This window comes from Leptothoe sp. ISB3NOV94-8A (genome assembly GCF_043421595.1).
Taxonomy (GTDB): Bacteria; Cyanobacteriota; Cyanobacteriia; order Phormidesmidales; family Phormidesmidaceae; genus Leptothoe; species Leptothoe turfae.
Genome location: NZ_JAXSQW010000001.1, coordinates 1,584,247 through 1,608,404, shown reverse-complemented (window position 1 = coordinate 1,608,404; position 24,158 = coordinate 1,584,247). Strand labels below are relative to the sequence as shown.

Genomic DNA, 24,158 nt, shown 5'->3' with positions numbered 1-24,158 from the left:
ATAGATCTTATTGGATTTCATTTTCGAATATGCCCATTTAGTTTCTACCCCTAAACACTACGCAGTAGCAATGGCTGCCTGTGTTGACGGAAATTGCAAAACGTCATTAAATCCTTGTGACTCTAAAATAGTCTGGATTTTTCTAAAAAACACGGGCTCAGTAAAATTATTGAGAGCGTGCTCACGGATAGCTTTATAGTCCCAATCTGTCCTTCCTGCTTCTAACAGTGCCTCATAGACCGACTCTGGAGTTTGGCGTTTGAACAGAACCCCGGTATGGCCAGGAACTTGAGTATCCAGAACGCCACCAGCGCCATAGGCTATCACGGGGGTACCACTAAAATTAGCCTCAATAGGGGTGAGGCCATAATCTTCAAGAGCTGCAATGATTACACCTTGGGCGCTTGACATCAAATCACGGCGCTTAGCATCACTAACATGACCTAAAAATTGAACATTATCTAAGGCCATGGCTTCTAATCGCTCACGTTCTGGCCCTTCACCAGTGATTACAACAGGCCATCCTAACCAGTTAAATGCTTCAACAATAATATCAATGCGCTTGTAGCTAATTAGTCGCGAGGCAACAAGAAAGAAATCCGATTTTTTATCATTAAACTGAAATTGCCGACTATCAATGGGGTAATTAACCATCATAGCCGGTTGATTGTAAGTATCTTGAATACGCTTGGCAACAATACTGGAATTCGCAATATATAGATCTGGTTCCTTCGCGTAGCGTAGGTCTGCTGCCCTGAGATAGTCAAAAACTGGATTGATTAACGCTTCAAATGGGCGAAAAGCAGTATTTTGGTTTAAATAGGTTTTTGTATTCCACAAAAACCGGGTTATATTATGGCAAAAACAGATATGGGTTGCCTGAGGATTCTTTCGTACCCCTTTAGCAAAAGAGGCAGAACTACTTAAGATCAAATCATAGTCTTGCAAATTTAAACTTCGAAAGGCTGGATAGTAGAACGGAGCAAACATTCGAAATTTTTTAGAGGCTGCAGGAATCTTCTGTAGGAATGTTGTGTTTACAGGACGCCCCTCTAGTGAAATTGTATTATCAGGGTCATAAACTGACGTAAAGATATCTCCCTGGGGAACATATTGACATAGGAGTTCAAAGACTCTTTCAGCACCTCCTAACTGAGTCAAATAGTCATGAACTAATGCGATTCTCATAATAATAATTTCTCGTACTGAAATGACTGGGAGTATTAGTCAATGATTCCAAAAGTCAGTTTCTTAGTAATTGATGCTGACAAAAATCTATATCACATGGCTGATTCTAAAGAATCACTCAAAGGCTTAGATATTTTTTTGGTTATTATTTCTTCATATGTTGCAATTGTTTCTTTTGCAACTCTTTCAACCGTAAATCTTTCTAAATTAGTCTGTGCATGTTGTCGATAATTATGGATCTTTTCTGGATTACTCAGCAATTCACTTAAGGCTACTCCTAGAGCTTGAGGATCTTTGGGTGGAACTAATATTCCTGCTTGGCCATGATCTATTGCCTCAGGGATACCATCTACTTGGCTTGCAATAATTGCGCATCCAACTTCTCGAGCTTCAGTGAGAACTAAGCCAAACGGTTCACGATGAGAAGCCAACACAAAAACTTCAGCCTGACGCATATAGGACTGAGGATTCTGCTGGAATCCTTCAAAATGGATGCGATCGCTAACGTTAGTCTTAAGAGCTTGTTGCTCAAAGGCCTCCCGGTCAGGGCCATCCCCAACGATGTAAAGGTGAGCATTTACAAATATATCGGCAACTATTGTAAACGCATCGATTAATTCGACAATACCTTTACGGCGATACATGCCCGCCACCGTCACAATTGCAGGTTTACAAAGTGAAGACGATTGCTCTGCAGTTGATATTAGCTGTCGTGGGCTACCTAGGGAACCATTGAGAACCAACTGAAGCTTAGCTTTTGGAATTCCCCGCTGCTGCATAGCAGTCACAACTGCTTGGCTAATACCGATTACTTTGTCAGCTAACCCCATTAAGATAGCATTTCGTTGAAATTCATTATGGACAGTGGTGACAAGGAGATATGGGTTCACTGTCATCCAGTTACGATATTTATAATACTGTCGGTAAACCCAAGCTATTAAGACTCCAGTCATCATATGGGCATGGACAATATCTGGTTTGAACATCTCCACAAGTTCACTGTAGCGACCTAGCATTGTAGGAATATTCTTCAAAGTGCGCTGCTGCTCAAACTTGAAGTGTTGCACATTTTCTTGCCGCAGCAGAGCTTCATAGTCGCCCCCGGCTGAAGCAATTGCTACACGGTGACCTAATCTAGCTTGAGTGCAGGCTATATCAACTGTCAGGTTAACAATACCATTACCAGTTACACGCACATGATTAAGCACATGCAGAATGCGATGTTGAGAATCTGAAGACATACTAATGAAACCTTTTATCGAAACATATCCAGACTTTTTCTAAAAATAGAATTATTGAATTCTAAAAATATTGGTCCTTATTTATTGACCTTGGTTCTAATATTTTCAAGATATATGTTGTTTTAGAGCTATAACAGTTTTTCTAAGATGTACTCATAAGAGACCTATGCAATCGAAATGAAATTGTTATAAACTCAGCAATACTTTGAATACTTCTTTGTTCAAAATCGAGCCATTTATGGCTGGCCTGATGATAGCCAACAAACAATATTGCTTGAAGAATATCATCCAATACAATTGGATATAGGCATAACGACTGGAACTGAAGTTTTTTACAGATATCTTGATGTAGTGGTTGAAACGATTCACCTGAGGTACCACTCATCCAGCTAGGATATAGTAGATTTTCCTTAGTCAAGGCTGCCCAGAAGCTTTTTGAATCAATCAATTGGAGGTCAGGCAGCTCTTGGGTGTGATCTGTTACTTGTAGCCAAGACTGGGTGGAAATTTGATAGAGCAAAGTGCGATCGCAATCCAAAAAATCACATATTTTTTTCAAACTAAATTCTAGGAACTCGTTCAGTTTTTTAACCTGAAGACTTTTCAAAAACTGGCTTTGCATCTGTTCCCAAATTTGATGGCGCTTTAATACTTGCAGAGACAATTCAGCTTGTTGAGCATTCTGATAGGCATCTAACAAACGATGTACACGATGGCTCAGCACAGGCCATTGAATCGGTTTAGTAATATAATCAGTGGCCCCCGCTTGGAACGCCTTATCTACGTATTCTGGATTATCTAAAACCGTAATCATTAAAATTGGAATCTGGCCTGCATGGGGTAGTTGACGCAACTTATGACAACACTCAAACCCATCCATACCAGGCATGACGGCATCTAATAAAACCATATCAGGCTGTAAGCGGTGATAATCATTCAGACATTGCTCACCACTATTTGCCTGAACAGCTTTAAACCCCTCCTGTTCCATAGCAACTGTCAATAACATTTGCAATGAGCGATCGTCATCAACAATCAAAATTAATGGGTTAGAGCGATTCGGTGAATTTACAGAAGACAATCGAGAAACATGATCCATTTTTGTTCGGCCTATACAGGCTGAATAGTAGGGTTATCTCATTTTTAGGTAGTCCTATTAAGTGCAGGACAGAGAAAAATAGCATTACCCATCATCCTTGGAAAATAAGGGTTTGAAGTAAGGGTGATTATTCTCTAGCCTTCCTGAAATAGGACTGCCCATTTTTATATATCCCAGTTAACTAATAACAATTTCAATTCATCACTTTAAAGTTTCATCTATCCAAAATAGGTAACTTTTCTATTTCAACTGTAGTAGTAGTTGTTTTTGTTGTGTGAATACTCTATTAAAAGCAGCTATATCAGTTGGCTATCAGCATGATGCAATGAGGAGAATGTATAACTTTTTTTTGACCAGAACTTATACGTGATTTCATACCTTGCCTTGCCAAGATAGTGAATAAGCAATTACTGGAGACCGAAGGGGGTAAATAATGATGAACGTCCTACAAATTGGTAAGGGATGGTTCCCAGAAGAATCAGGAGGATTAAATCGCTATTTCTATGATTGTGTGCAGTATCTTCCAAATTTGAATCTAAATCTTCAAAGTCTAGTGGCAGGTTCAGGGCAAACGTCACAAAAATCAGATCAACAAGTTTATTTTTTCAGTCCGTCTAAGCCTTCTCTTTTGCATAGATGGTGGATGCTACGTAATTCATTTAAACAATTGCATCAATTGAATGATTACAATCTAGTTAGTACACATTTTGCACTATATACCTTCCCTATTCTGAATCTATTAAAGCAACCGTTAGTCGTTCATTTCCATGGCCCTTGGGCAACTGAAGGACAAGCGGAAGGCAATAATAAAATAGCTGTCTACTTTAAGAGATATATTGAAACAACAGTCTACAAACAAGCTAAACACTTCATCGTCCTATCGAAAGCTTTCAAGCAGGTTTTAGAATCTTCTTACGGAATTTCTGGGGATAAAATCTCAGTTGTGCCTGGAGGTGTTGACCTGCAGCACTTTAACTGTTTAGTTCCTCAGGAAAATGCTCGTCAAAAATTGAACTTGCCATGTGATCGACCTATTATTTTCACTGTTCGACGCTTAGCAAAACGTATGGGCTTAGAACAGTTAGTTAAGGCAATCTCGATTGTTCGAAGCAAGCATCCTGAAGTTTTATTGCTTATTGCAGGTAAAGGAATACAGGCTAAGCAACTACAAACTCAAATTGATGAATTAGGACTTAATCAGCATATTAAGTTGTTAGGTTATGTTGGGGATGCAGAACTGCCGCTTTACTATCAAGCTGCCGAATTTTCAATTATCCCTTCCCAGTGCTTAGAGGGGTTTGGACTGACTTTACTGGAATCTTTGGCTAGTGGAACACCTGCATTAGGTACACCAGTAGGGGGTATTCCTGAGGTTTTAAGGCCGTTAAGCTCAGACTTAGTTTTAAGTGGCAATCAAGTTTCAGATTTAGCTCAAGGAATCAAGGAAGTTTTGCAGGGCACAAGAAAACTTCCCAATACCATTGAATGCCGTCAATATGTTGAGCAAAATCATAGTTGGCCAGTTATTGCCCAACAACTAAAAACTATCTATCAGTCTGTTAAATGACTTACTTTTTTGTTTTTTGTGAGATAGAAGCATTTGTACAACAGATACGTTGATATTTGCGTTGTGAATATGAACAGCCTGACTCAGTTCACTTAATCACCCAGATAATCCACTATACGAGTACACAATTTTTGGAGCACGGAACCATGCAAAACACGCAACCAGACATCAAGGTCATTCAACCTAACGATATTCTGGATGCATCGAATGCCGATGCACTTTGGAATATCCTGTCCAAAGAAATTTCTTCACACAAATCAACAGATTTGATGATAGATATGAGTAATGTCAAGTCTCTTGACAGTATAGGACTTATTCCTTTCGTTTCCGCAGTTTATGCTGCCAGAGGTTTTAGCAAAAATCTCTATCTATATTCTGTTTCACCTAAAGTTCGAATGATTTTTGAACTTACTCAGCTAGACAGACTATTTAAGTTTGTTGAAAAGGAGCCAGTTCTATTAATGTAACTCTTCTCTTAATAAACTACTTAATTAGCCTTTCTATATCGAGATATTGAGAAAGGCTAATTAAGTCTCAAACAAGATTTCATTATCTGTTTTATTTTATTTAGAATCCCTCAAAAAACATGCAACACCGAATTCTTTTTGTGAGTCATACAGCTGCCTTAGGAGGAGCGGAATTAAGTTTAATTGATCTCATAGTGCCTTATCGTGAGACCAGCGAGGTTTTAATTCTTGACTATGGACCATTGGAAGAGAAACTAAAAGAAAAGGAAGTTTCAGTTGCTGTAATACCTTCTAAACACCTAGTCAGCATTAAAACGAGCAGTCAGTTAGCAGCTCTTCGCTCAATTCCTGAGTTATTCAGACTTGCGCGTCAGGTAGCTAACAAGAGTAGGCAAGGATTTGATTTTATTCATGTCAATACTCAAAAATCTTTAGTTATTACAGCATTGGCCTCACTAATGGGAGGAACTCCTCCTATAATTTGGCATTTAAGAGATATCCTAACGGCCAAGCACTTTAGCGCCTTAAATCGACAAATTGCTGTTATGTTAGCCAATAGATGCATCACTAGGGTAATTGCAAACTCGCAGGCAACAGCATCTGCTTTTATTAAGGCTGGAGGAAAGCCATCCCTTGTTGAAGTTGTTTATAATGGAATTGCTTCTGAACCTTTTGATCTGTTGCCAATAGATCAAAGTGAGCAAGTTCGTAAAGCACTTGGTATTGAAGAAGTTCCTGTAATCGGAGTCTTTAGTCGCCTTTCTTTTTGGAAAGGGCAACACATTGTTTTACATGCTCTTAAAGAGCTTCCAGAGTTTCATGTCTTGCTCGTAGGGGATGCTTTATTTGGAGAAACGGAATATGTTGAGTACCTGCACTCTCTAATTCAAGATTTAGGCTTAGAAGAGCATGTACATTGGCTCGGGTTTCGACAGGATATTCCAGCTTTAATGCAAGCCTGCGATTACATTGTGCATCCTTCAACAGAGCCGGAACCATTTGGTCGTGTTTTAGTCGAAGGCTTACTGGCACAAAAACCTGTGATTGCAGCAGCAGCAGGCGGTGCATTGGAAATCATTCAAGATGGTATCACAGGAAAATTGTTTCCACCTGGTGATGCGAAAGCACTGGCCGAGACAATTAAAACATTAAATTCTAATCCTGAACAAATTAAATATTTTAGACAACAAGGCTATGCTCAAGCACGAAAGAAGTTCTCATTGGCAGAATCGTTAAAAACTTTTGCATTTCATTTGGAGAAATTATCAGAGGTTAATTTATAAAATTGCCCAGAGTGGTAGGTGATTTCCATGACACCCTCAATCTCATCCTGGTTTCATTTTTGTGCGATGACATAGCAGCGAGTCTCCGATGAATTACCTCAAGTACTTACTTTTTAGGTAATTATAATCAGCGTTTAGAAAAGCATGTTTATACATTGAGTATATTACTCACGGCATGCAAAGATGCGCAGCAAATCATCATGGAGATCGCGCATATATCCATGCTTACAGCAGCTGAGATCGTAACCCAATCGTCGCATTAAAAAAATATCCGTATATCAGAATTTTCGGCTCTACACTCCTAGATATGAACTAGATTTTATATCTAGTTCATATCTAGCTTACGCCTTTTGACAATTTCTGGAACGTATGGACGGTGATGGGATCGAACCAGTGACATCCTGCTTGCAAGTCTGGCCTGTTGAAATAGGGTAAGTTTTGTGCCAAGCGAGTAATCAACCTACCGAAGCGACCTCATTTAGCTTTTATTATCCATCCAGGGTTTGCGATCGCTTACGCCTTCCACCACTATCCCCAGATATCTGCAACGACTGAATCGACTGCACCTGAGCAACAGTGCCCTTAGCATACTGGTCCAACGACCCAGCATCCATTCCCTTCACCCCCTGCTGAAACTGAGCATACGGCCCTTGATACAACAAATGAGTCACCGCCTCGGCCGACTCCCCAGCCCTCAAAGCGGCAGCTATAACCTGTTGGTCCAGCTGAATCGCGGCCAGGTCACTACTCACATGCTTTCGATACAAATCAGCGTAGCTCTGAATTTTTCCAGTCACCGCATTTGCATATTCTGTGTACCGCTGCTTCTGAGCCGTATCCACCTGCGTCTTAGCATAGTGCAGTAGCTTGGGCAGAGCCGCTTTCTTCTCATCTGGCAATTGCACCCTCGTCTCACACTGCACATAGGGTCCCTGAGCAACAAACTGAATTACCTGCCGAGGAGAATGCCCCGCTTGCAATGCCACCTGAGCAACCGTGCGGTCCAACTGTTGAGCAGTTTGTTGATCCTCAGGATCCTCACTCGCGTAAGCCTGAAATAAGGTTTGATAATCCTCAAAATTTATTCTTAGAGCAGCCTTTGCCAGCACTAAATACTGTTCTCGTGCTTGCTGTCCCTTTTCTGTATCCGGCTTCCGAGGCAGTAATGGAGCCTCTTCTGAAGTCGTTTCTTTGTCAGCGTTAGGAGACTTTGCCATGAGCACTCCTTACAACACATCTGAAAAGTCGTTGAGTAGATCATCTTGAGCCAACAGAGAAATCTCTCCTGCTGGTACTGCCATCGGGCTAATTGCTGGAAAGTCAGGCTGGTCAGATTCGTTCGATGGGGGCTCAATTCCAAACGTTTCCCGCAAGTGCTGAATTTGCTCTTCCATGCGAATAATGGACTGACGGGCCAAGTCCTTTAGCTCTGCCTCCGAATGCTTACCAGTATCTTTATAAGCAAAGGGTAACCAGAAAGCCCGAGCCGCAGTAGCCGCCTTTTCTTTGCCCTTGTAGTTACGATGAATCAGCCAGCTATAGGTGACACCGTTAGGGGAACTACGGTCTGGCTCAAAAATAAAGCGTACCCGTGATTTAGCGGGCTTATCTGGATCATCATTGCTGGGCTTGCGAGGCATGAATCAACATGTTCAGGAAACTATTTGACCAAAGCCTAGCGCTTGCGTCTATAAATGCTGATATATTGCGAAATAATTTAACATTCAGACACTTTCTATATGTCTGTTGCGGATAAGATGCTGAATTCAAATCCATATTTAGAGCACTATATCGTGCGCCTCTACCTGCCGTAGGAACCAAGACTTTACCCTACCAATAGACCCAGAAGCTTAACGTTCGGGTAAACAGCAAATTATCTATCCTTCAAGTCAAAGTTCCAGACCGAAGTAACTTCTATATGGTTGTCTGGTTCGGTCGCTGCGTCCTTATCCAAATATGTCTAAAAAAGTCTAAAAACACCCAACCAGCTAAGCTAAAGGTCAATTATTGAGATAAAGATTGAGATAAAAAATTGAGATAGAAATTTTTGACACTCGAAACCTTTCCATAACAAGAGCTTAAATTTTGCGAGCACTCGATTCGTAAATAGGTAGTGCACCTGCCGGGGCTGGGACTAAATTTCAGGCACCTGGAGCTGCTCCAGGATACCAGCGTAGTGCTTCATGATGATCTCAGGTGAGTTGCCTACCCATTTAGCCACCTGTTGTACGCTAATGCCTTCTTTCAAACAATGGGTAATAAAAGTATGCCGGGCCTGATAAGGCTTTCGATATCGGATCCCTAATTGTTCCAAAATGGCTGTCCACCCCCGACTGCGAAAATTCTGACAGTTCAGATAGTTTCCATTTGGACTGGGAAAAACAAAATCGTCTGCCTTGACCTTTGGGGTCCGGAGTTCCGATAACAATTTCTGAAGTTGTCGATTAATTGGAAACTTTCGTTTTGACTGGGTTTTCAAGCCCTCTTTCAAGACTCTTCCATAGACAGAATCGACCACTGCCTGGTCAAAAACAATTTCCTCTGGCGAAATATGCTTCCACTGAAGGCCAGCCGCTTCGGATGGACGACAGCCAGTGCAGAACAGAAATTTTACCAGTGGTGCATAGTGGGCATAATATTTACTTTGGGTAAACGCCTCAATAATTACTTGCCGTTCTGCTTGTGTGAAGGGATCAATATCGTTGTTTTCAGCAGACTTTTTGGGGATTTTGATTTCTGCAGATAACCCCTCAAAGGGATTAGTCTCAATCAAATTGGCCCGCTTTGCCCATTTACAACAGGAAGATAAAGCCTGAATAAGCCGTCTGGCTGGATCTGGGTTTAAGCTTGTAACTGCCCAGTCATAGATTTTTTGTGCGTCCTCCAATTTGTTGTAGGGACACCGGGTTAAATGGCGAGTGTTCACACAATATCCATTACGCCACGTACCCGGCGCAACAGTTTGGCGTTTAATTTCACAAAAACTGTCCCATAGCTCAGGTACTGAGGGAATTCTTACTGGAACTTCTTGAGGTTGGCTGGATACAGGCTTGTATTTTGCTAGCGTGTCATCAAAGTTTCCAGAGATAATATCGAGTTGAATCTGACCGGCAGTTTGTTGAGCCACAATGCGATTCGTAGGAGAGTCGGGAAGACCAATGGAGAGATATCGACGTTTGCCCTGACAACGAAATCGAAGCTGCAGACGACCATGGGATGCAACTACCTGAACGGTCCCCTTAGGTGCCTTGCCTGACGGCGTTTTCGGTGCTTTTGGTGGGGGCATAGTAATACATTGGTTCTTACTAGAATTTACACCCAATTTACACCCAAACTAGTCTAAAAATGTCCAACGTCAGAGAATTTTTACACCCAAATGATGTCCGTTTAGACGGATTTTAGTCTTACCTAAACCGCTGCAGTCATTGATTTGCAATGCTTTTGAGCTAAAGCCAACGACGAGATTTGAACTCGTGACCGCTCGATTACGAATCGAGTGCTCTACCACTGAGCCACGTTGGCATGTTGAATGCTAAGTCTAGCTAGTAGATCATGGTACTGCATCCAGGGTGCATCAGAAATTCAGAAATTCATCAATGGGGAATGATAGAGCCTGAGAGGCAATTGCTATGGGGATCATCGTAGTCCATCTTCCAAAAATCCAGGCCCCCCTGTGCTAGATGGGACATAGTTTGAAAAAATGGTACTTATCCCCTCTAAATAAAGGCTCCATGGCAAAAAAGTCTGGCTCTAGCGATCGCACCCCCACCAAACCACCAGGCATGAGCCAGGAACGGTTTGAGCGCCTGGTTCAGGAGACGCAGTCACCTTTCAAAGGAATGCGTAAGGTTATCTATGGTGCTGTGGGGGCGTCCGGGCTGTTGGGGGCATTTGTATTTTTGACTCAGCTGATGGCCGGTAAGGATGTAGAGACGGCCTTGCCTAATCTAGCTGTACAGATGGGCGTCATCGGCATCGTTGTGTTTTTGTTTTGGCTAGAGGGTCGGGGCAAGCGTGACGCATAATCACAAACCAGCGGTTGTGCTGGTCCATGGTCTCTGGAATACCGTTAATATTTTTGGACGGTTGCGTCCATATTTAGAAAATCAAGGTTGGCATGTCTATGCCATTAGCATAAAACCCAATAACGGTGATATCGGTATAGAGCAACAAGCGAAGCAGCTCGATGATTTTATCAGGGCATCCCTGGGAGAGCGGCAACCATTTTCCCTGGTGGGGTTTAGCATGGGTGGCTTGGCTAGCCGTTACTACCTACAGCGTTTGGGTGGTTTGCAGCGAGTGCAGCGATTTGTTGGTGTGGCAGTGCCTCACTATGGTTCAGCCCTTGCCTGGTTTCGGTGGAATATAGGATGTGTACAAATGCGTCCAGGCAGTGCCTTTCTAACGGAGCTAAATCAAGATATGGAACAGCTAGTCACCTGTCGACCGCTGTGGCTATGGACAGCCTATGATCTGTTGGTTCTGCCTGCACACCACTGTTGTTTGCCGATTGGTGAAAGCCAACGACTACCCGTACTGACCCACGATGGCATGGTGTGGGACGAACGGGGTTTAGCGGCCATTGCCCAAGGGCTAAAGATTAAGCCATAGCAACTTCGCCTACTTGAGCATGATGACTCTCACCAAAGATGGCACTTGGATGACAATAGTATTTAAATTCTAACAGATTATGAAATGGATCTTCGAGGAAGAATGTGCGGTGCTCTAAAGGAGTCCCCCTAAAGCGACACTTTGGCTGTTGGTAAAAGGAGAGGTTTTGGACTTTAGCCCGTTCTGCTAAAGCTTCCCAGTCAGCCTCAGTATCGAAAACTAGGCCAAAGTGCCGGGGATAGATACTTCCTTGGTCAGATAGCTGATCTCGGGTAACGTGGGCCACTAGCTGATGGCCCTGAAAGTTCATAATTAACGCACTGGGAGATTCACGACCCGGCTGACAGCCAAGACCGTCCACATAAAATCGCTTGGTGTCGAGAATGTTGCTAACAGGGAATGCTAGGTGGAAAAGATTTGCCATAGCTACATAAGTGAAACACGTTTCTATTATAGAAACATGGGCTGATAACGGGTTCAGAACTCGAAATCTAGACCTGAGCTAAGGGTAGTCTGGCATGAGCTCAGGTCTATCTGGGCACAACTTCTTCAGCGCAAGCGCTTAAATAATCACCCCATTATCCCATCACTCATCCACCCATCGACAGCCCCAACCTGGGTCTTTATTTTTGTGCCGTCCCCTTAATCACCCGACCCAATAGTATGAATTTTGAGAAAGTTAGTGGAGCCAGAAACCTTAATCGGTAGACCCCCTAGAAGCAAAATGCGATCTCCAGGGGCTGCAAAGTGTTTCTCTAACAAACAGGTTTCAACTTGTTCAAACAGTGTTTCAAGAGAACCGTCTAACTGTTCTAACAAAACAGGACGGACTCCCCATACAAGGTTTAGCTGTCGATAAACCTTAGGATTCGCGGTTAAAGCCACGACGGTAGCTTTGGGACGTTCCGCAGCTGCTAAGCGAGCGGTATATCCCGTCTCTGTAAAACCAACAATACACTGGAGATCTAAAACATGATCAATGGCATTAAGAGCTTCACTAATGGCTGCAGGAGCATCAATCTTTTGGGGTGGAAAGTTAGGATAATCGATCTCAGGTTCCACATCAGTGGCAATCCGCGCCAGCATTTTCACAGCTTCCACGGGATAATTACCAACAGCAGACTCTCCTGATAACATCACTGCATCGGTGCCATCCATGATCGCGTTAGCAACATCGCTAGCTTCGGCACGGGTTGGCCGAGGGCTATGGGTCATGCTATCCAACATCTGGGTCGCTGTAATGACGGGAATGCCTCTGCGATTACATAGACGAATAATTCGCTTTTGGATAAGGGGAACTTTCTCCGGTCTCATTTCTACACCGAGATCTCCCCGTGCCACCATGATGGCGTCACATTCATCGATAATTGCTTCCAGGTTTTGAATGGCCTGAGGTTTTTCTAATTTAGCTAATACTGGAATATTAACCGCTTTGGCTGCCAAAAAAGCTTTGAGGTTTTTGATATCCTCTGGGCTCCGCACAAAACTTAGGGAAACAATATCCACCTCTTGTTCTATGCCAAAGGCTAAATCTTCCTTATCTTTTTCAGTTAAGGAGGGTAGCCGCAGATTAAGGCTAGGGAGATTTACACCTTTACGGCTTTTAAGGATGCCACCGGTAATGACACTGCACTGTACTACATTCCCTTGAACCGTTTCTACCCGTACTTCCAACAACCCGTCATCTAACAAAATTTGAGTCCCTGGAGTAGCCTCTTCGGCTAGATGTGGATAGTCAATGGCGATCGCATCTGTCTGGGGGGATTCCTCAGATACGGGCACAAAGGTAATTTTCTTTCCTGGCTGGAGTTCTAGCTCGCCGTTGGGCAACTGGCCCACTCGAATTTTAGGACCTTGTAAATCTTGTAAAAGCGTCAGGGGCATTTCTAACTCATCGGAAACCGCCCGCAGTTGACGAATCTGCTCAGCATGATCTTCATAGGTGCCGTGGGAAAAATTTAACCGGGCTACATTCATGCCGGCGAGCATGAGCTGTTTGATCACCTCTGGAGACCGACTGGCAGGACCCATGGTGGCCACAATTTTAGTGCGATGAATAAGTGGCTTCATAAAGAGTATTTTAAGGACTGCTAGAGAGAAATCCAATGCTTACTCAGCACTATAAGTCAAACCTATACTAATGCTGAGGTTAATCTAACAAGAGGGCATTAAGAGATTATTAATGTTAGGTGAGTTTGCTGAAATTTAATCTAACAAGAGGGCGTTAAGAGATTGTTAATGTTAAGTGAGCTTCACTGCGTTGGAATTGGTCCGTCCTGCTTCCATATCACTGATGTTAGCCAGGGTGACTTGAGCAATGTTGCGCAAGGCTTCTTTGGTGAAAAAGGCCTGATGGGCTGTAATGACTACGTTAGGAAAAGACTGCAACAGCTGAAAGGTATCATCCTGGATAACGGTGTCAGACAGGTCTTCGAAAAATAGACTGCCTTCGCGTTCGTAAACATCAATACCAAAGTACCCTACCCGCCCTGATTTAATGGCTTCAATCACGGCGTTGGTATCAATTAACCCACCACGACTAGTATTGATGAGCATTGAGCCTGGCTTAAAATGCTGTATAGATTCAGCGTTTATTAAGTGGTGTGTGGATGGTAACAATGGGCAGTGGAGAGAAATTATGTCGGAGCGGGTCAGCAATATGGGCAGCTCTACATAGTCCACACCGATATCTGCACAAGCTGGATTGACCCGTACATCGTAGGCTAAGAGCTTACAGCCAAATCCATTCATAATCTGGGCAAAACATTGGCCAATTTTACCTGTTCCTACAATGCCAATGGTTTTGCCATGGAGATCAAAGCCCAGTAAGCCATCTAACGAAAAGTTATCATCCCGCACACGATTGTAAGCGCGGTAAAGTTTACGATTAAGGGCCATAATCAGTCCAACAGCATGCTCTGCCACGGCATAGGGTGAATAGGCGGGCACACGCATGACTGTGATGCCTAGCTCTTCTGCCACACTGAGGTTGATGTTGTTAAATCCAGCACAGCGCAGGGCAATGAGTTTGGTGCCTGTGGCTGAGATCGCACGCAGCGTGTCCTCGTCCAATTCATCATTAATAAAGACACACACCGCTGGAAAACCAGCGGCTAGCGATGCTGTTTTGGGTGTCAGGCGGGGCTCAAAAAACGTGAGCTCATGGTTATAATCTTCATTAATCTCAATAAATGAATGTTTATCGTAGAGCTTAGTGTTGAAAAACGCTGTTCTCATCGTTGGTCTCAGCCTCCTGACGCCACAATCATAAATAGTGCTAGTTCAATCGTCTGCATTGAATACAATCTTTATTGTTCTTAGAAAACAATCCCTTGTATCTATCTAAGTGTTTCATATAAAACTATAGAACTTGGTCAATGAAATTGGTCAGATGTGATTATTTCGCAAGCTTCAAATCTCTCCACCATGAACTGTTTAAATAGTGATATTTAGCACAGTAGAAAATTACAGAGAATAGGATTCTAAGTTCATCAGCTGTTTACCAGGAATCTTAAAAGAATCCTAAGACTCATGGTTCATTATCAAAGACAAAAAATAGAATTTGGTTATGGGAAACTGTAGCTAGATACTGGGGATGTTGTCATGAAAGAGCAACGTTATCAAATACTTAAATAGCGCTTATCATGTGCTTAAACTGGTCTTAGCAGCCAGTTGCAAGTTGTTAAATCGCTGTTGCTAGCAAAGAAGTTAAAAGTATTAAGAGTTGACTTTGTTGTACCTCTTATCTGCACAATTCTAATTTGGAACCTACAATGGTGCATGCATCGTAAATGAAGAACTCTTCTTAGATAGACTTTGCGTTAAAGACTCCTTTCAGGCTACTTATTTGTGACTCTAAGAGAATTCTTAAAAAGAGTCTGTCACCGTATCTTCAGTTAAAAACCTGTGATTTTTGTTAGAGGGAACTATTAACTATGGTTCAAACTCCCATTCAACCAAACTTTTCCCCATTGTCTGCGCCTACGGAAGATGAATTACGTCTCATGGATGCCTACTGGCGAGCCTGTAATTATCTTGCTGTGGGCATGATCTACCTGCGTAGCAACCCATTGCTCAAGAAACCTCTTCAGCCTGAGCATGTTAAGCATCGCTTGCTCGGTCATTGGGGAGCATCTCCAGCCCTGAGTTTTACGTATGTGCATTGCAACCGGCTGATTAAGAAATACGATCTGGACATGATCTTTGTGGCCGGTCCTGGCCATGGCGCGCCGGGTGTGTTGGGGCCTGTTTACTTGGAAGGTACCTATTCCGAAATCTACCCAGATAAGGGCGAAGATGTTGAAGGCATGGGCCGATTCTTTAAACAGTTTTCGTTCCCTGGGTATATCGGCAGCCATGTCACTCCAGAAACGCCGGGATCAATCCATGAAGGGGGTGAGCTAGGCTATAGCGTCTCCCATGCCTACGGTGCGGTGCTGGATAATCCAGATCTGATTGTTACCTGTGTAGTGGGTGATGGGGAAGCGGAGACCGGCCCCCTGGCAACCGCCTGGCATTCTAATAAATTTATTAACCCAGCCAGGGATGGCGCTGTGCTCCCCATCTTGAACTTGAACGGATACAAGATTGCCAATCCCACCATTCTGGCCCGTATCTCCCATGAAGAGCTGGAATGCTTGTTCCGGGGCTATGGTTATACCCCCTACTTTGTGGAAGGGAAAGATCCCGCTGAGATGCATCAGCGGATGGCCTCGGTGATGGAAGAATGTGTGCTGAAAATCAAAGAAGTTCAGCGAGAGGCACGGGTATCCGGCAAAATTGAGCGACCTCGGTGGCCCATGATTGTGCTACGCACCCCCAAGGGATGGACCGGTCCTGCTGAAGTTGATGGCAAAAAAGTTGAGGACTTCTGGCGTTCTCACCAGGTGCCCATGGGAGGCATGCATGACAACCCTGATCACCTGCGCCGATTAGAAGAATGGATGCGCAGCTATAAACCTGAAGAGCTATTTGATGAAAACGGAGCGCTGATCTCTGAACTTAAGGCGTTAGCACCAAGCGGTGGTCGCCGCATGGGATCTAACCCTCATGCTAACGGTGGTTTACTGCGTAAGGCCCTAAAAATTCCTGATTTCCGTGATTATGCCATTCAGATGGAACACCATGGCACTGAGGAGTTTGAAAACACTAAAGTGCTGGGCTTTTTGATGCGCGACATCATGCGGGATAACCCCAATAACTTCCGATTGATGGGGCCCGATGAAACCGCATCAAACCGGTTACAAGATGTCTATCAGGTCACCAAAAAGGTTTGGATGGCAGATATCTACCCGGAGGATGAGGGGGGAACTGAGCTGTCCCGCGATGGTCGGGTGATGGAAATGCTCAGCGAGCATACGCTACAGGGCTGGCTAGAGTCATACCTGCTGACCGGACGCCATGGCCTTTTCCATACCTATGAGGCCTTTGCCCATGTGGTAGATTCCATGTTTAATCAACATGCCAAGTGGTTAGATATTTGTCGTAACCATGTGCCCTGGCGACGGTCGGTATCGTCCCTCAATATTCTGTTGTCGTCCTTGGTTTGGCGACAGGATCATAACGGCTTTAGCCATCAGGATCCCGGCTATATCGACCTGGTGACCAATAAAAGCCCTGATGTGGTCAGACTGTATTTCCCACCGGATGCCAACTGCTTATTGTCGGTGGCTGATCACTGCTTCCGCAGTACGGATTACATCAATGTCATCATTTCAGATAAGCAAAAGCATTTGCAGTATTTGCCCATGGATGAGGCCATTGCCCATTGCACTAAGGGCATCGGCATCTGGGATTGGGCTAGCAATGATGACTGCGGAACTGATCCTGATGAACCTGATGTGGTAATGGCCAGCTGCGGTGATATTCCCACCATGGAAGCGCTAGCGGCAACCGCTATTTTGCGAGAAGAGTTTCCTGAACTGAAGATTCGCTTTGTCAATGTGGTGGATCTGTTTAGGCTAGTGTCCGAAGGAGAACATCCCCACGGTCTATCGGATTGGGATTTCAACTCCCTATTCACCCCCGATAAACCCGTGATCTTTAACTTCCATGGCTATCCCTGGCTGATCCATAAGCTGGTATACCGTCGTTCTAAGCAAGAACGTATCCATGTACGGGGCTATAAAGAGGAAGGAAATATCAACACACCGCTGGAGCTGGCGATCAATAACCAGGTGGACCGGTTTAACTTGGTGATTGATGTGATTAACCGCGTACCGAAGCTGGGATCGGCTGCAGCCCATGCAAAAGAGCGGATGAAGAACAAGATCATTGCATCCCTAGCCTATGCCCATGAGCATGGTAAGGACCAAGATGAAATTGTTCAATGGAAGTGGCCCTACACAACATGAAGATCCTGGTTCTCAACGCCGGTTCTAGTAGTCATAAGCTCTGTTTGTATGACCTAGGTGAGACTCTGCCTGAGAATACTCCTACACCTGTTTGGGAGGCCCAAATTGATTGGTATCCCAAACAGGCTGTGATCGAGGTTAAGACTGAAGCTGGTGAGGCTTTAGAACAGAAACTGGCCATAACGTCTCGGCGAGAAATTCTCTCTCAGGTGCTGGGTTCTCTTTGCCAGGGGACAACGCAGGTTCTCAAGCACCTGGAAGAGGTTGATGTGGTTGGCCATCGAGTTGTGCACGGTGGTCAGACCTACCAAGCTAGCACCGTTGTTACGTCTGAAGTAAAAGCAGAAATTGATTGTCTAAAACAGCTGGCCCCCAACCATAATCCGGCCAATCTCGAAGGCATTGAGCTTATGGAGGAGTTACTGGCAGTCCCCCAAGTAGCTGTATTTGATACGGCCTTCCATAGCCAGATGCCAGATGTAGCAGCGATTTATCCAGGCCCCTATGGCTGGGTAGACCAGGGCATCCGTCGCTATGGGTTTCATGGCATCAGCCATCAATATTGTAGTCAGCGAGCTGCCCAGCTGTTAGGAAATGATGATTTACGGCTGATTATTTGTCATCTAGGCAATGGGGGTTCTCTTTCGGCTGTTCGCCATGGCCACAGCATTGATACCACCATGGGCTTTACTCCCCTGGATGGTTTGATGATGGGTACCCGTTCTGGGGCGGTTGATCCCGGCATTTTGATTTACCTGATGCGACAAGGCTATGGCGCGGATGAGCTGGACCACATGCTTAATAAAGAGTCAGGGCTTAAAGGTATTTCTGGGATATCCCATGATTTACGACACATTAGACAGGCAATTGCTGCTGGAGACTCCCATGCGCAACTGGCCCGAGATGTTTATCTCCATCGTCTTAAGGCCTGTTTTGGTTCAATGCTCATGAGTTTAGGCGGTGTAGATGCTATTGTTTTTACAGCTGGCATTGGTGAGCATGATGCCTCGATTAGAGCTGATGCCTGTGGGGCGATGGATTTTTTAGGACTGACACTAGATCCTAGTAAAAATGAAAAGGCTCCTGTTGATCAGGATATTGCCACTACTGATTCTAAGGTGCGTGTTTTAGTAATTCACACCCAAGAGGATTGGACCATTGCCCAAGATTGTTGGCACTGTTTGAAACAAGAGAAGCCATAGATTAACGGTTTAGGCCTTGACTGGCAAGTTAGGCGCTTGCGCTGAAATAGTCACCCCATTCCCCCATCACTCATCCACCCATCGACAACCCCAACCTGGGTCTTTATTATTGTGCGCGCCTGTCAATCTGGAGTTGTCCTATGCAGCCTGTGATTATACGCGTCTGTCAATCTGAAGTTGTCCTATGCAACCTGTGATTATACGCGCCTTTCAATCTGGTTTGCTATGTGCGGCATCCATGCCTTTAGGGGCGGTGACCTCTCGTTTTTGGCAACCCTCGGGACGGGTTGTCGGTGCCCTGACCGCATTTGGAGCCGGAGCGTTACTAGCAGCAACGATGCTGGATCTAGTCTCCCATGCTGTAGAGGAAGGATTTATTGTTGAGTTGGTGACAGGTGGTATTATTGGCAGTCTCTTTTTTACAACGGTCAATCAGTTTATGAACAAATATGGCAGCTTTTTGCGAAAGCCAGTGACGGCTGCTGCCCATATTGCCAATCATCAGGAGCAACATTTCCAAGACCTGTTAAAACAAGTAAGACGACTTGAGATCTTTCGTTCGCTAACACCCCACGCCCTAAAGCGCTTGACTAAATGTCTACTGGTTAGCCACTATTCCAGTAATACCGTACTGTATCAGCCGGGTAGTGCCTGCGAGACGTTATACATCCTCAACAGTGGAAACGTGCAGTTGCTAGATCCTGACCAGGATATGCAGCCGTTTGCCCAGCTGAAACGAGGGGACATTTTTAGTCGGATGGCGTTTTTTACAGGGGCTCCCCATGGGACGGTTGCGATCGCAACCACAGATTGTGAAATCGCCAGTTTACCCAGAGAGTCCTTCGAAGATCTGCTAGAAACCTGCCCTGAGCTGAATGAAGCCACCCAACATCTAGTGCAGGGAGATGAAATTGCCCAATACCTACTACAGCGTCACCATCTCACCCGTAACGAGATTAAAGCCTGGGTTGAAAAAACAGTGACCTGCCTCCAAACAGCCGCACGAATTCCCGATGCTGTGTCCATCGATAACAAGGCCAACGAATTTATCCAAATTGCCCGTCAGATTAAACGACTACCCATTTTTCAATACCTGCTAAGCGAAGATATTGAAGCAATTGCCAGCCGTCTGCAATATCGACGAGTTGGAGCTGGGCAAACATTCTTTTACCAGGGGGAGGAAGGCCAAACCCTGTACATCATTCATGCAGGACATGTTCTCCAGAGCGATCCCAAAAGTCCTAGTCGAAAGGCGATCAGGCTTCATCCCAAGGATGCCTTTGGGGAACTCTCCTTTTTAACCGGTGCACGCCATACGGTGACTGCTGTTGCCGACAGTAGTGTTTGCCTTTGGCAACTGAGCAAAACCGACTTTGAAGAGCTGTTAAAACAGTCCCTGAATCTGAATCATGCCGTTGAGACATTTCTGCGCCAGGGAGAGATTACTGGCTATTTACAACAAAAGCAAAATTTTTCTCAAAAACAATCTACGGCATGGTTACAACAGGCATTTAATGATTTGCAAGGAGGCGAAACGCTACCCTCAGCCCAGGCCATGATTCAGTCATTAGGGGAGCATAACAATGCCCCTTTAGCCATATGGTTAGGACTGTTAATAGACGGCATTCCTGAGTCCTTAACCATTGGTGCTGGCACACTCGTCAGCGGTGGCGTCAGCGCCACGCTACTGGCTGGACTATTTATCTCTAACTATCCAGAAGCACTGTCCAGCTCAGATGGTATGCGCCAGCAAGGATTCCCGTTTACCCGTATTGTCACCATGTGGGTATCGGTTATGCTGATTCAGGGCATTGTTGCGGGCTTAGGGAGCTTACTTTTGGCAGGTGCGTCCGAAAACCTAGCCTCCTTTATCGAGTCGATTGGAGCCGGTGCCATTCTTACCGTTTTAGCAGAGACGATGCTGCCTGAAGCCTACATGCGTCGAGGTTATTTTATCGGTCTTTCTTTGCTGCTAGGATTTCTTGTGATTGTACTGATCAAAACATTTCTATAACGTGGTGTAGATTCATGGGATCAACTCATACCAGAATTAGAGTCAATGACACCACCCCAGGATTATAAAGAAACTCTGTGCAATGAAGTCATTAAAACTCTATGTGTGCAAGTTCAGTTTGGATAACCCTACTAAATTTTAAGCTATAAAGCTTACTCTTGGATTATCATCATCAGCATAGATTTTAATCTCTTCAAAGACGATTAGTGCTGTTGAAACTCTTAGAGAACAATCATTAAAATTTAATATTTATGGCTCATGGTTTGCAGACATCTGCCTAATTCCATAGGCGGCCTTTAGATCTCCAATCACTTTGGATGAGGGTGATTACAATAAGGACATGGTCAGCCAACAAAATGGAGCAAACTATGGCACAAACTCTCCTGGAACAATTGCGTGAAATAACCGTTGTAGTCGCCGATACTGGCGATATTCAGGCAATTGAGCAGTTTAAACCGCGAGATGCCACAACCAATCCATCCCTGATTACGGCGGCGGCACAGATGCCCCAATATCAAGGCATTGTTGACGAAACATTACAAACTGCAAAAGCGGATGCAGGTCCTGATGCGAATACTCAGGAAATTGTCAATTTAGCCTTCAAGCGTCTGGCGGTTGCCTTTGGCCGCAAAATTTTGGAAATTATTCCAGGTCGGGTGTCCACTGAAGTCGATGCTCGATTGTCCTACGATACTGAGGGGACAATTGCTACGGCGCGCGATCTGATTTCCCAATATGAGAGTGTCGGCATTTCCCGTGAGAGAATTTTGATTAAAATTGCCTCTACCTGGGAGGGCATTAAAGCCGCTGAGATTTTAGAAAAGGAGGGCATCCATTGCAATCTGACCTTGCTATTTGGTTTACATCAGGCCATTGCCTGTGCTGAGGCGGGTGTGACACTCATCTCTCCCTTTGTTGGTCGCATTCTCGACTGGTATAAAAAAGAGACCGGTAAAGAATCTTACGAACCCGCCGAGGACCCAGGTGTTTTGTCAGTCGCTGAAATTTATAACTACTATAAAAAGTTTGGTTACACCACTGAGGTGATGGGGGCTAGCTTCCGTAATACGGATGAGCTAACGGAGCTAGCAGGGTGCGATCTGCTGACTATTTCACCCAAGCTTTTGGCGCAATTGGATGCTGTTACGGCCCAGTTACCTCGTAAACTTTCCCCTGAACTGGCCCAAGATCTGACAATCCAGAAAATCTCAGTTGATCAAGAAACGTTCGAAAAAATGCATGGGGCCAACCGCATGGCTTCAGAAAAACTAGCCGAAGGTATTCAAGGGTTTACTAAAGCCCTGGAGTCATTGGAATCCTTATTGGCAGAACGTCTATCTCAGCTTGAGGGGAACGAGGTGGTTAGCCACGCTGCCGAAGACATTTTTCGTGCCTATGATCTGGACGGTGATGGCTTTATTACCCGTGAAGAATGGATGGGTGCGGATGCTGTCTTTGATGCCCTTGATCTGGATCATGATGGCAAAATTACGCCTGAAGAGATGGGCTCTGGGTTAGGGGCTGCATTTAGGTTGGCGAAGGTGTAAGACGTTCCATGGAACGTCTGTCCATTAAAAAAATTAGCGGGGTTGTTTAGTTTTGACCGCTGGGAAACGGCAGTTGAAAGGATAGCTCGCGGTTATGGGTTTGCCAGTCGTAGGGTTGGCCATCGCGCCAAACCTCAGGTAAACCATTCACCTGGGGGACTATGGCCACCCGCTTACCAGTACTATCCCGATAGTCCACCCGCTCGGCTTCTACACTCAGCTGAGATTGATTGGCAACAGCTTCCTTAAACGCGGCAAAACTGCCATGGGTTTGGGCTTCACCCACCTCCAGGGCAAAGCCTCGCTCAAAATGGTGCACGGCTATCCAGGTTTGGTCGCAGGCCAGGAAGGTGATGCCGTCTACTGTTTCAACACGGGCATTTGGGAATGTCAGTTCGGGAGCTTCTGCGCCATGCCAGATCAGCAGGTTTTCATATTGGGCAATGCTATGGGGGCGGTTGGTGTTAACGGTAAATTCGTCAGTCTTGCTGCTGCCCTTAGCCACCCGTAAGCTAAAGCCATTCCAATCGCCGCCGGTGCCCCTGGCTAAACTGCCTAGCTGGTAGCTGTGGCCGATGTAGATGGTTTCGTAGAAGGCAGGGCCATAAAGTTCTGGCTTCCAGTTTTCGTAGTGGGGGTGGGTGCGCTGTAGTTCAATGGGTTTGAAGAATCGACGCTGTGCGATCGCAACCACATCATCCGGCGGCAAGTAATCACTGGTCAGCCCATAGATCCAGTCCCGCTCAAGCTCATCGGGCACGGGACCATGGCCAAAATACAGCCAGAAAAATCGGGCAGCACTGTCACCATAGGTGCGTTTAGATGGCCCATTCCAGCTACCGCGCCAGTACTTAATGGCCGCTGAACGATAGAGCCAGTCTAGGGCATCGTTAGCCAGCTGTTTAACCTCAGGGTCCTTAGCAAAGTCATACAGGTTGAGATAGGCCGCCGTGGTATACCCGTGGTAAACCGGACTGTCCCATTCCCCCATGCCAATATCCAGCAGTGTAGAAACGTAGCGGTCCAGGTGTTGTTTATAAATCAACCGGGTGGCGTCATTGCCGGTTTCCTCCGCCATCAGGTACACCGAGGTTTCTCTCATGGCCCTTAAATTGTCAGTGTTGCGACAATCAACCGGTGTTTTGCAGTCATCCTTAGAACGGGACCAAAATTTTCGCGGTGGGTCAGCTGTGCGCGTCAGCGGATCAGTCAGGGTGAACTCATACATGGCATCCCACATGCGCTGTCGATAGGCCGGGTCCAGCTGGTCACCAAAGTAAAAATACTTGCGCATCTGACCTTTGAGGGTAAACCCTGAAAGCAGGTCGATACCCTGGGTTTCCGTAGCCTGCTCGTCAATTTGCTGCAAAAAGGCTAGACCTGATGATTGTTGTCCCCACAGCACATCGGCCATGGCCAGCGGGTATGAATTCTTTTCATACTCATAGGCAATGCTGCCATAGGGTTCAACCGCAGCCAGCTGGATTAAGGCCAGCTGCGCCCTCAGCCGAAACATTAAAATCCACCAGATTTCTTGCATGGGTTGTGACTAACGACTTATCCATTACTGTAATCCAGGGATATAA

General features: G+C 45.0%; 19 protein-coding genes and 1 tRNA gene. 9 read left to right on the top strand and 11 right to left on the bottom strand.

Going from position 1 to position 24,158, the window contains the following annotated elements:
- Window positions 1–57: 57 nt before the first annotated feature.
- The 3 genes from SPB21_RS07020 to SPB21_RS07010 all read right to left on the bottom strand — a co-directional run bounded on the left by SPB21_RS07020 (window position 58) and on the right by SPB21_RS07010 (window position 3,528).
- Complete coding sequence (locus SPB21_RS07020; RefSeq protein WP_499866079.1) at window positions 58–1,188, bottom strand: glycosyltransferase; 1,131 nt, start codon at window positions 1,186–1,188, stop codon at window positions 58–60.
- Window positions 1,189–1,280: 92 nt separating this feature from the next.
- A complete protein-coding gene (locus SPB21_RS07015) occupies window positions 1,281–2,429 on the bottom strand; it encodes a glycosyltransferase family 4 protein (RefSeq protein WP_499866078.1) in 1,149 nt (382 codons plus the stop codon).
- Window positions 2,430–2,571: 142 nt separating this feature from the next.
- A complete protein-coding gene (locus SPB21_RS07010) occupies window positions 2,572–3,528 on the bottom strand; it encodes a response regulator (RefSeq protein ID WP_499866077.1) in 957 nt (318 codons plus the stop codon).
- Window positions 3,529–3,961: 433 nt separating this feature from the next.
- Between SPB21_RS07010 and SPB21_RS07005 the strand changes: the two genes are divergently transcribed.
- The 3 genes from SPB21_RS07005 (at window position 3,962) to SPB21_RS06995 (ending at window position 6,845) form a co-directional block, all read left to right on the top strand.
- On the top strand, window positions 3,962–5,095 hold the full coding sequence (locus SPB21_RS07005) for a glycosyltransferase family 4 protein (protein WP_499866076.1): 1,134 nt from the start codon (window positions 3,962–3,964) through the stop codon (window positions 5,093–5,095).
- Window positions 5,096–5,241: 146 nt separating this feature from the next.
- On the top strand, window positions 5,242–5,562 hold the full coding sequence (locus SPB21_RS07000; RefSeq protein ID WP_499866075.1) for an STAS domain-containing protein: 321 nt from the start codon (window positions 5,242–5,244) through the stop codon (window positions 5,560–5,562).
- 140 nt (window positions 5,563–5,702) lie between these two features.
- Window positions 5,703–6,845: a glycosyltransferase family 4 protein gene (locus tag SPB21_RS06995; RefSeq protein ID WP_499866074.1), complete on the top strand. Its 1,143-nt coding sequence runs from the start codon at window positions 5,703–5,705 to the stop codon at window positions 6,843–6,845.
- Between the two features lie 488 nt (window positions 6,846–7,333).
- Here the strand turns inward: SPB21_RS06995 and SPB21_RS06990 are convergent, their stop codons facing one another.
- The 4 genes from SPB21_RS06990 to SPB21_RS06975 all read right to left on the bottom strand — a co-directional run bounded on the left by SPB21_RS06990 (window position 7,334) and on the right by SPB21_RS06975 (window position 10,367).
- Window positions 7,334–8,062: a hypothetical protein gene (locus tag SPB21_RS06990; RefSeq protein WP_499866073.1), complete on the bottom strand. Its 729-nt coding sequence runs from the start codon at window positions 8,060–8,062 to the stop codon at window positions 7,334–7,336.
- A 9-nt stretch (window positions 8,063–8,071) separates the two neighbouring features.
- The gene (locus tag SPB21_RS06985; RefSeq protein WP_499866072.1) at window positions 8,072–8,485 is read right to left on the bottom strand and encodes a hypothetical protein; all 414 of its coding nucleotides are present in this window, start codon (window positions 8,483–8,485) and stop codon (window positions 8,072–8,074) included.
- A gap of 494 nt (window positions 8,486–8,979) precedes the next feature.
- Window positions 8,980–10,131 (bottom strand): tyrosine-type recombinase/integrase, encoded by a 1,152-nt coding sequence (locus tag SPB21_RS06980; protein ID WP_499866071.1) that lies wholly within the window; start codon window positions 10,129–10,131, stop codon window positions 8,980–8,982.
- 164 nt (window positions 10,132–10,295) lie between these two features.
- A tRNA-Thr gene (locus tag SPB21_RS06975) sits at window positions 10,296–10,367 on the bottom strand.
- A 209-nt stretch (window positions 10,368–10,576) separates the two neighbouring features.
- On the opposite strand from SPB21_RS06975, the gene SPB21_RS06970 reads away from it, so the two are divergent.
- Together SPB21_RS06970 and SPB21_RS06965 are read left to right on the top strand one after the other, a co-directional pair.
- The gene (locus tag SPB21_RS06970) at window positions 10,577–10,870 is read left to right on the top strand and encodes a DUF3493 domain-containing protein (protein ID WP_163671131.1); all 294 of its coding nucleotides are present in this window, start codon (window positions 10,577–10,579) and stop codon (window positions 10,868–10,870) included.
- On the top strand, window positions 10,860–11,456 hold the full coding sequence (locus SPB21_RS06965) for an alpha/beta fold hydrolase (RefSeq protein ID WP_163700621.1): 597 nt from the start codon (window positions 10,860–10,862) through the stop codon (window positions 11,454–11,456). Before SPB21_RS06970 ends, SPB21_RS06965 begins: the two co-directional genes overlap by 11 nt.
- Here SPB21_RS06965 and SPB21_RS06960 read toward each other — a convergent pair.
- The 3 genes from SPB21_RS06960 to SPB21_RS06950 form a co-directional block, all read right to left on the bottom strand.
- Window positions 11,446–11,880 (bottom strand): VOC family protein, encoded by a 435-nt coding sequence (locus tag SPB21_RS06960; protein WP_163671129.1) that lies wholly within the window; start codon window positions 11,878–11,880, stop codon window positions 11,446–11,448. The two genes, SPB21_RS06965 and SPB21_RS06960, sit on opposite strands and share 11 nt — an antisense overlap.
- 218 nt (window positions 11,881–12,098) lie before the next feature.
- Window positions 12,099–13,526 carry a pyruvate kinase gene (gene pyk / locus SPB21_RS06955; RefSeq protein ID WP_163671128.1) on the bottom strand — a complete coding sequence of 476 codons (1,428 nt, stop codon included), beginning with the start codon at window positions 13,524–13,526 and terminating at the stop codon, window positions 12,099–12,101.
- 171 nt (window positions 13,527–13,697) lie between these two features.
- Window positions 13,698–14,693 (bottom strand): 2-hydroxyacid dehydrogenase, encoded by a 996-nt coding sequence (locus tag SPB21_RS06950; RefSeq protein WP_499866070.1) that lies wholly within the window; start codon window positions 14,691–14,693, stop codon window positions 13,698–13,700.
- Window positions 14,694–15,391: 698 nt separating this feature from the next.
- Here SPB21_RS06950 and SPB21_RS06945 point away from each other — a divergent pair.
- The 4 genes from SPB21_RS06945 to SPB21_RS06930 all read left to right on the top strand — a co-directional run bounded on the left by SPB21_RS06945 (window position 15,392) and on the right by SPB21_RS06930 (window position 22,572).
- Entirely contained in the window at window positions 15,392–17,809 is a 2,418-nt protein-coding gene (locus tag SPB21_RS06945) for a phosphoketolase family protein (RefSeq protein ID WP_499866069.1), read from the top strand.
- Window positions 17,806–19,011 carry an acetate/propionate family kinase gene (locus SPB21_RS06940; protein ID WP_499059052.1) on the top strand — a complete coding sequence of 402 codons (1,206 nt, stop codon included), beginning with the start codon at window positions 17,806–17,808 and terminating at the stop codon, window positions 19,009–19,011. The genes SPB21_RS06945 and SPB21_RS06940 overlap by 4 nt, the downstream gene beginning before the upstream one ends.
- A gap of 184 nt (window positions 19,012–19,195) precedes the next feature.
- Window positions 19,196–21,025: a cyclic nucleotide-binding domain-containing protein gene (locus tag SPB21_RS06935; RefSeq protein ID WP_499866068.1), complete on the top strand. Its 1,830-nt coding sequence runs from the start codon at window positions 19,196–19,198 to the stop codon at window positions 21,023–21,025.
- A gap of 368 nt (window positions 21,026–21,393) precedes the next feature.
- Window positions 21,394–22,572 (top strand): transaldolase, encoded by a 1,179-nt coding sequence (locus SPB21_RS06930; RefSeq protein ID WP_499866067.1) that lies wholly within the window; start codon window positions 21,394–21,396, stop codon window positions 22,570–22,572.
- A gap of 46 nt (window positions 22,573–22,618) precedes the next feature.
- On the opposite strand, the gene SPB21_RS06925 is transcribed toward SPB21_RS06930, so the two are convergent.
- The gene (locus tag SPB21_RS06925) at window positions 22,619–24,112 is read right to left on the bottom strand and encodes a hypothetical protein (RefSeq protein WP_499866066.1); all 1,494 of its coding nucleotides are present in this window, start codon (window positions 24,110–24,112) and stop codon (window positions 22,619–22,621) included.
- Window positions 24,113–24,158: the final 46 nt, after the last annotated feature.

Coding starts and splice junctions, on each gene's coding strand:
- SPB21_RS06960 (WP_163671129.1), bottom strand. CDS start 11,880: ATGGCAAATCTTTTCCACCTAGCATTCCCTGTTAGCAACATTCTCGAC.
- SPB21_RS06930 (WP_499866067.1), top strand. CDS start 21,394: ATGGCACAAACTCTCCTGGAACAATTGCGTGAAATAACCGTTGTAGTC.
- SPB21_RS06990 (WP_499866073.1), bottom strand. CDS start 8,062: ATGGCAAAGTCTCCTAACGCTGACAAAGAAACGACTTCAGAAGAGGCT.
- pyk (WP_163671128.1), bottom strand. CDS start 13,526: ATGAAGCCACTTATTCATCGCACTAAAATTGTGGCCACCATGGGTCCT.
- SPB21_RS07010 (WP_499866077.1), bottom strand. CDS start 3,528: ATGGATCATGTTTCTCGATTGTCTTCTGTAAATTCACCGAATCGCTCT.
- SPB21_RS06940 (WP_499059052.1), top strand. CDS start 17,806: ATGAAGATCCTGGTTCTCAACGCCGGTTCTAGTAGTCATAAGCTCTGT.
- SPB21_RS06925 (WP_499866066.1), bottom strand. CDS start 24,112: ATGCAAGAAATCTGGTGGATTTTAATGTTTCGGCTGAGGGCGCAGCTG.
- SPB21_RS07020 (WP_499866079.1), bottom strand. CDS start 1,188: ATGAGAATCGCATTAGTTCATGACTATTTGACTCAGTTAGGAGGTGCT.
- SPB21_RS06985 (WP_499866072.1), bottom strand. CDS start 8,485: ATGCCTCGCAAGCCCAGCAATGATGATCCAGATAAGCCCGCTAAATCA.
- SPB21_RS07005 (WP_499866076.1), top strand. CDS start 3,962: ATGATGAACGTCCTACAAATTGGTAAGGGATGGTTCCCAGAAGAATCA.
- SPB21_RS07015 (WP_499866078.1), bottom strand. CDS start 2,429: ATGTCTTCAGATTCTCAACATCGCATTCTGCATGTGCTTAATCATGTG.
- SPB21_RS06980 (WP_499866071.1), bottom strand. CDS start 10,131: ATGCCCCCACCAAAAGCACCGAAAACGCCGTCAGGCAAGGCACCTAAG.
- SPB21_RS06945 (WP_499866069.1), top strand. CDS start 15,392: ATGGTTCAAACTCCCATTCAACCAAACTTTTCCCCATTGTCTGCGCCT.
- SPB21_RS06950 (WP_499866070.1), bottom strand. CDS start 14,693: ATGAGAACAGCGTTTTTCAACACTAAGCTCTACGATAAACATTCATTT.
- SPB21_RS07000 (WP_499866075.1), top strand. CDS start 5,242: ATGCAAAACACGCAACCAGACATCAAGGTCATTCAACCTAACGATATT.
- SPB21_RS06970 (WP_163671131.1), top strand. CDS start 10,577: ATGGCAAAAAAGTCTGGCTCTAGCGATCGCACCCCCACCAAACCACCA.
- SPB21_RS06935 (WP_499866068.1), top strand. CDS start 19,196: ATGCAACCTGTGATTATACGCGCCTTTCAATCTGGTTTGCTATGTGCG.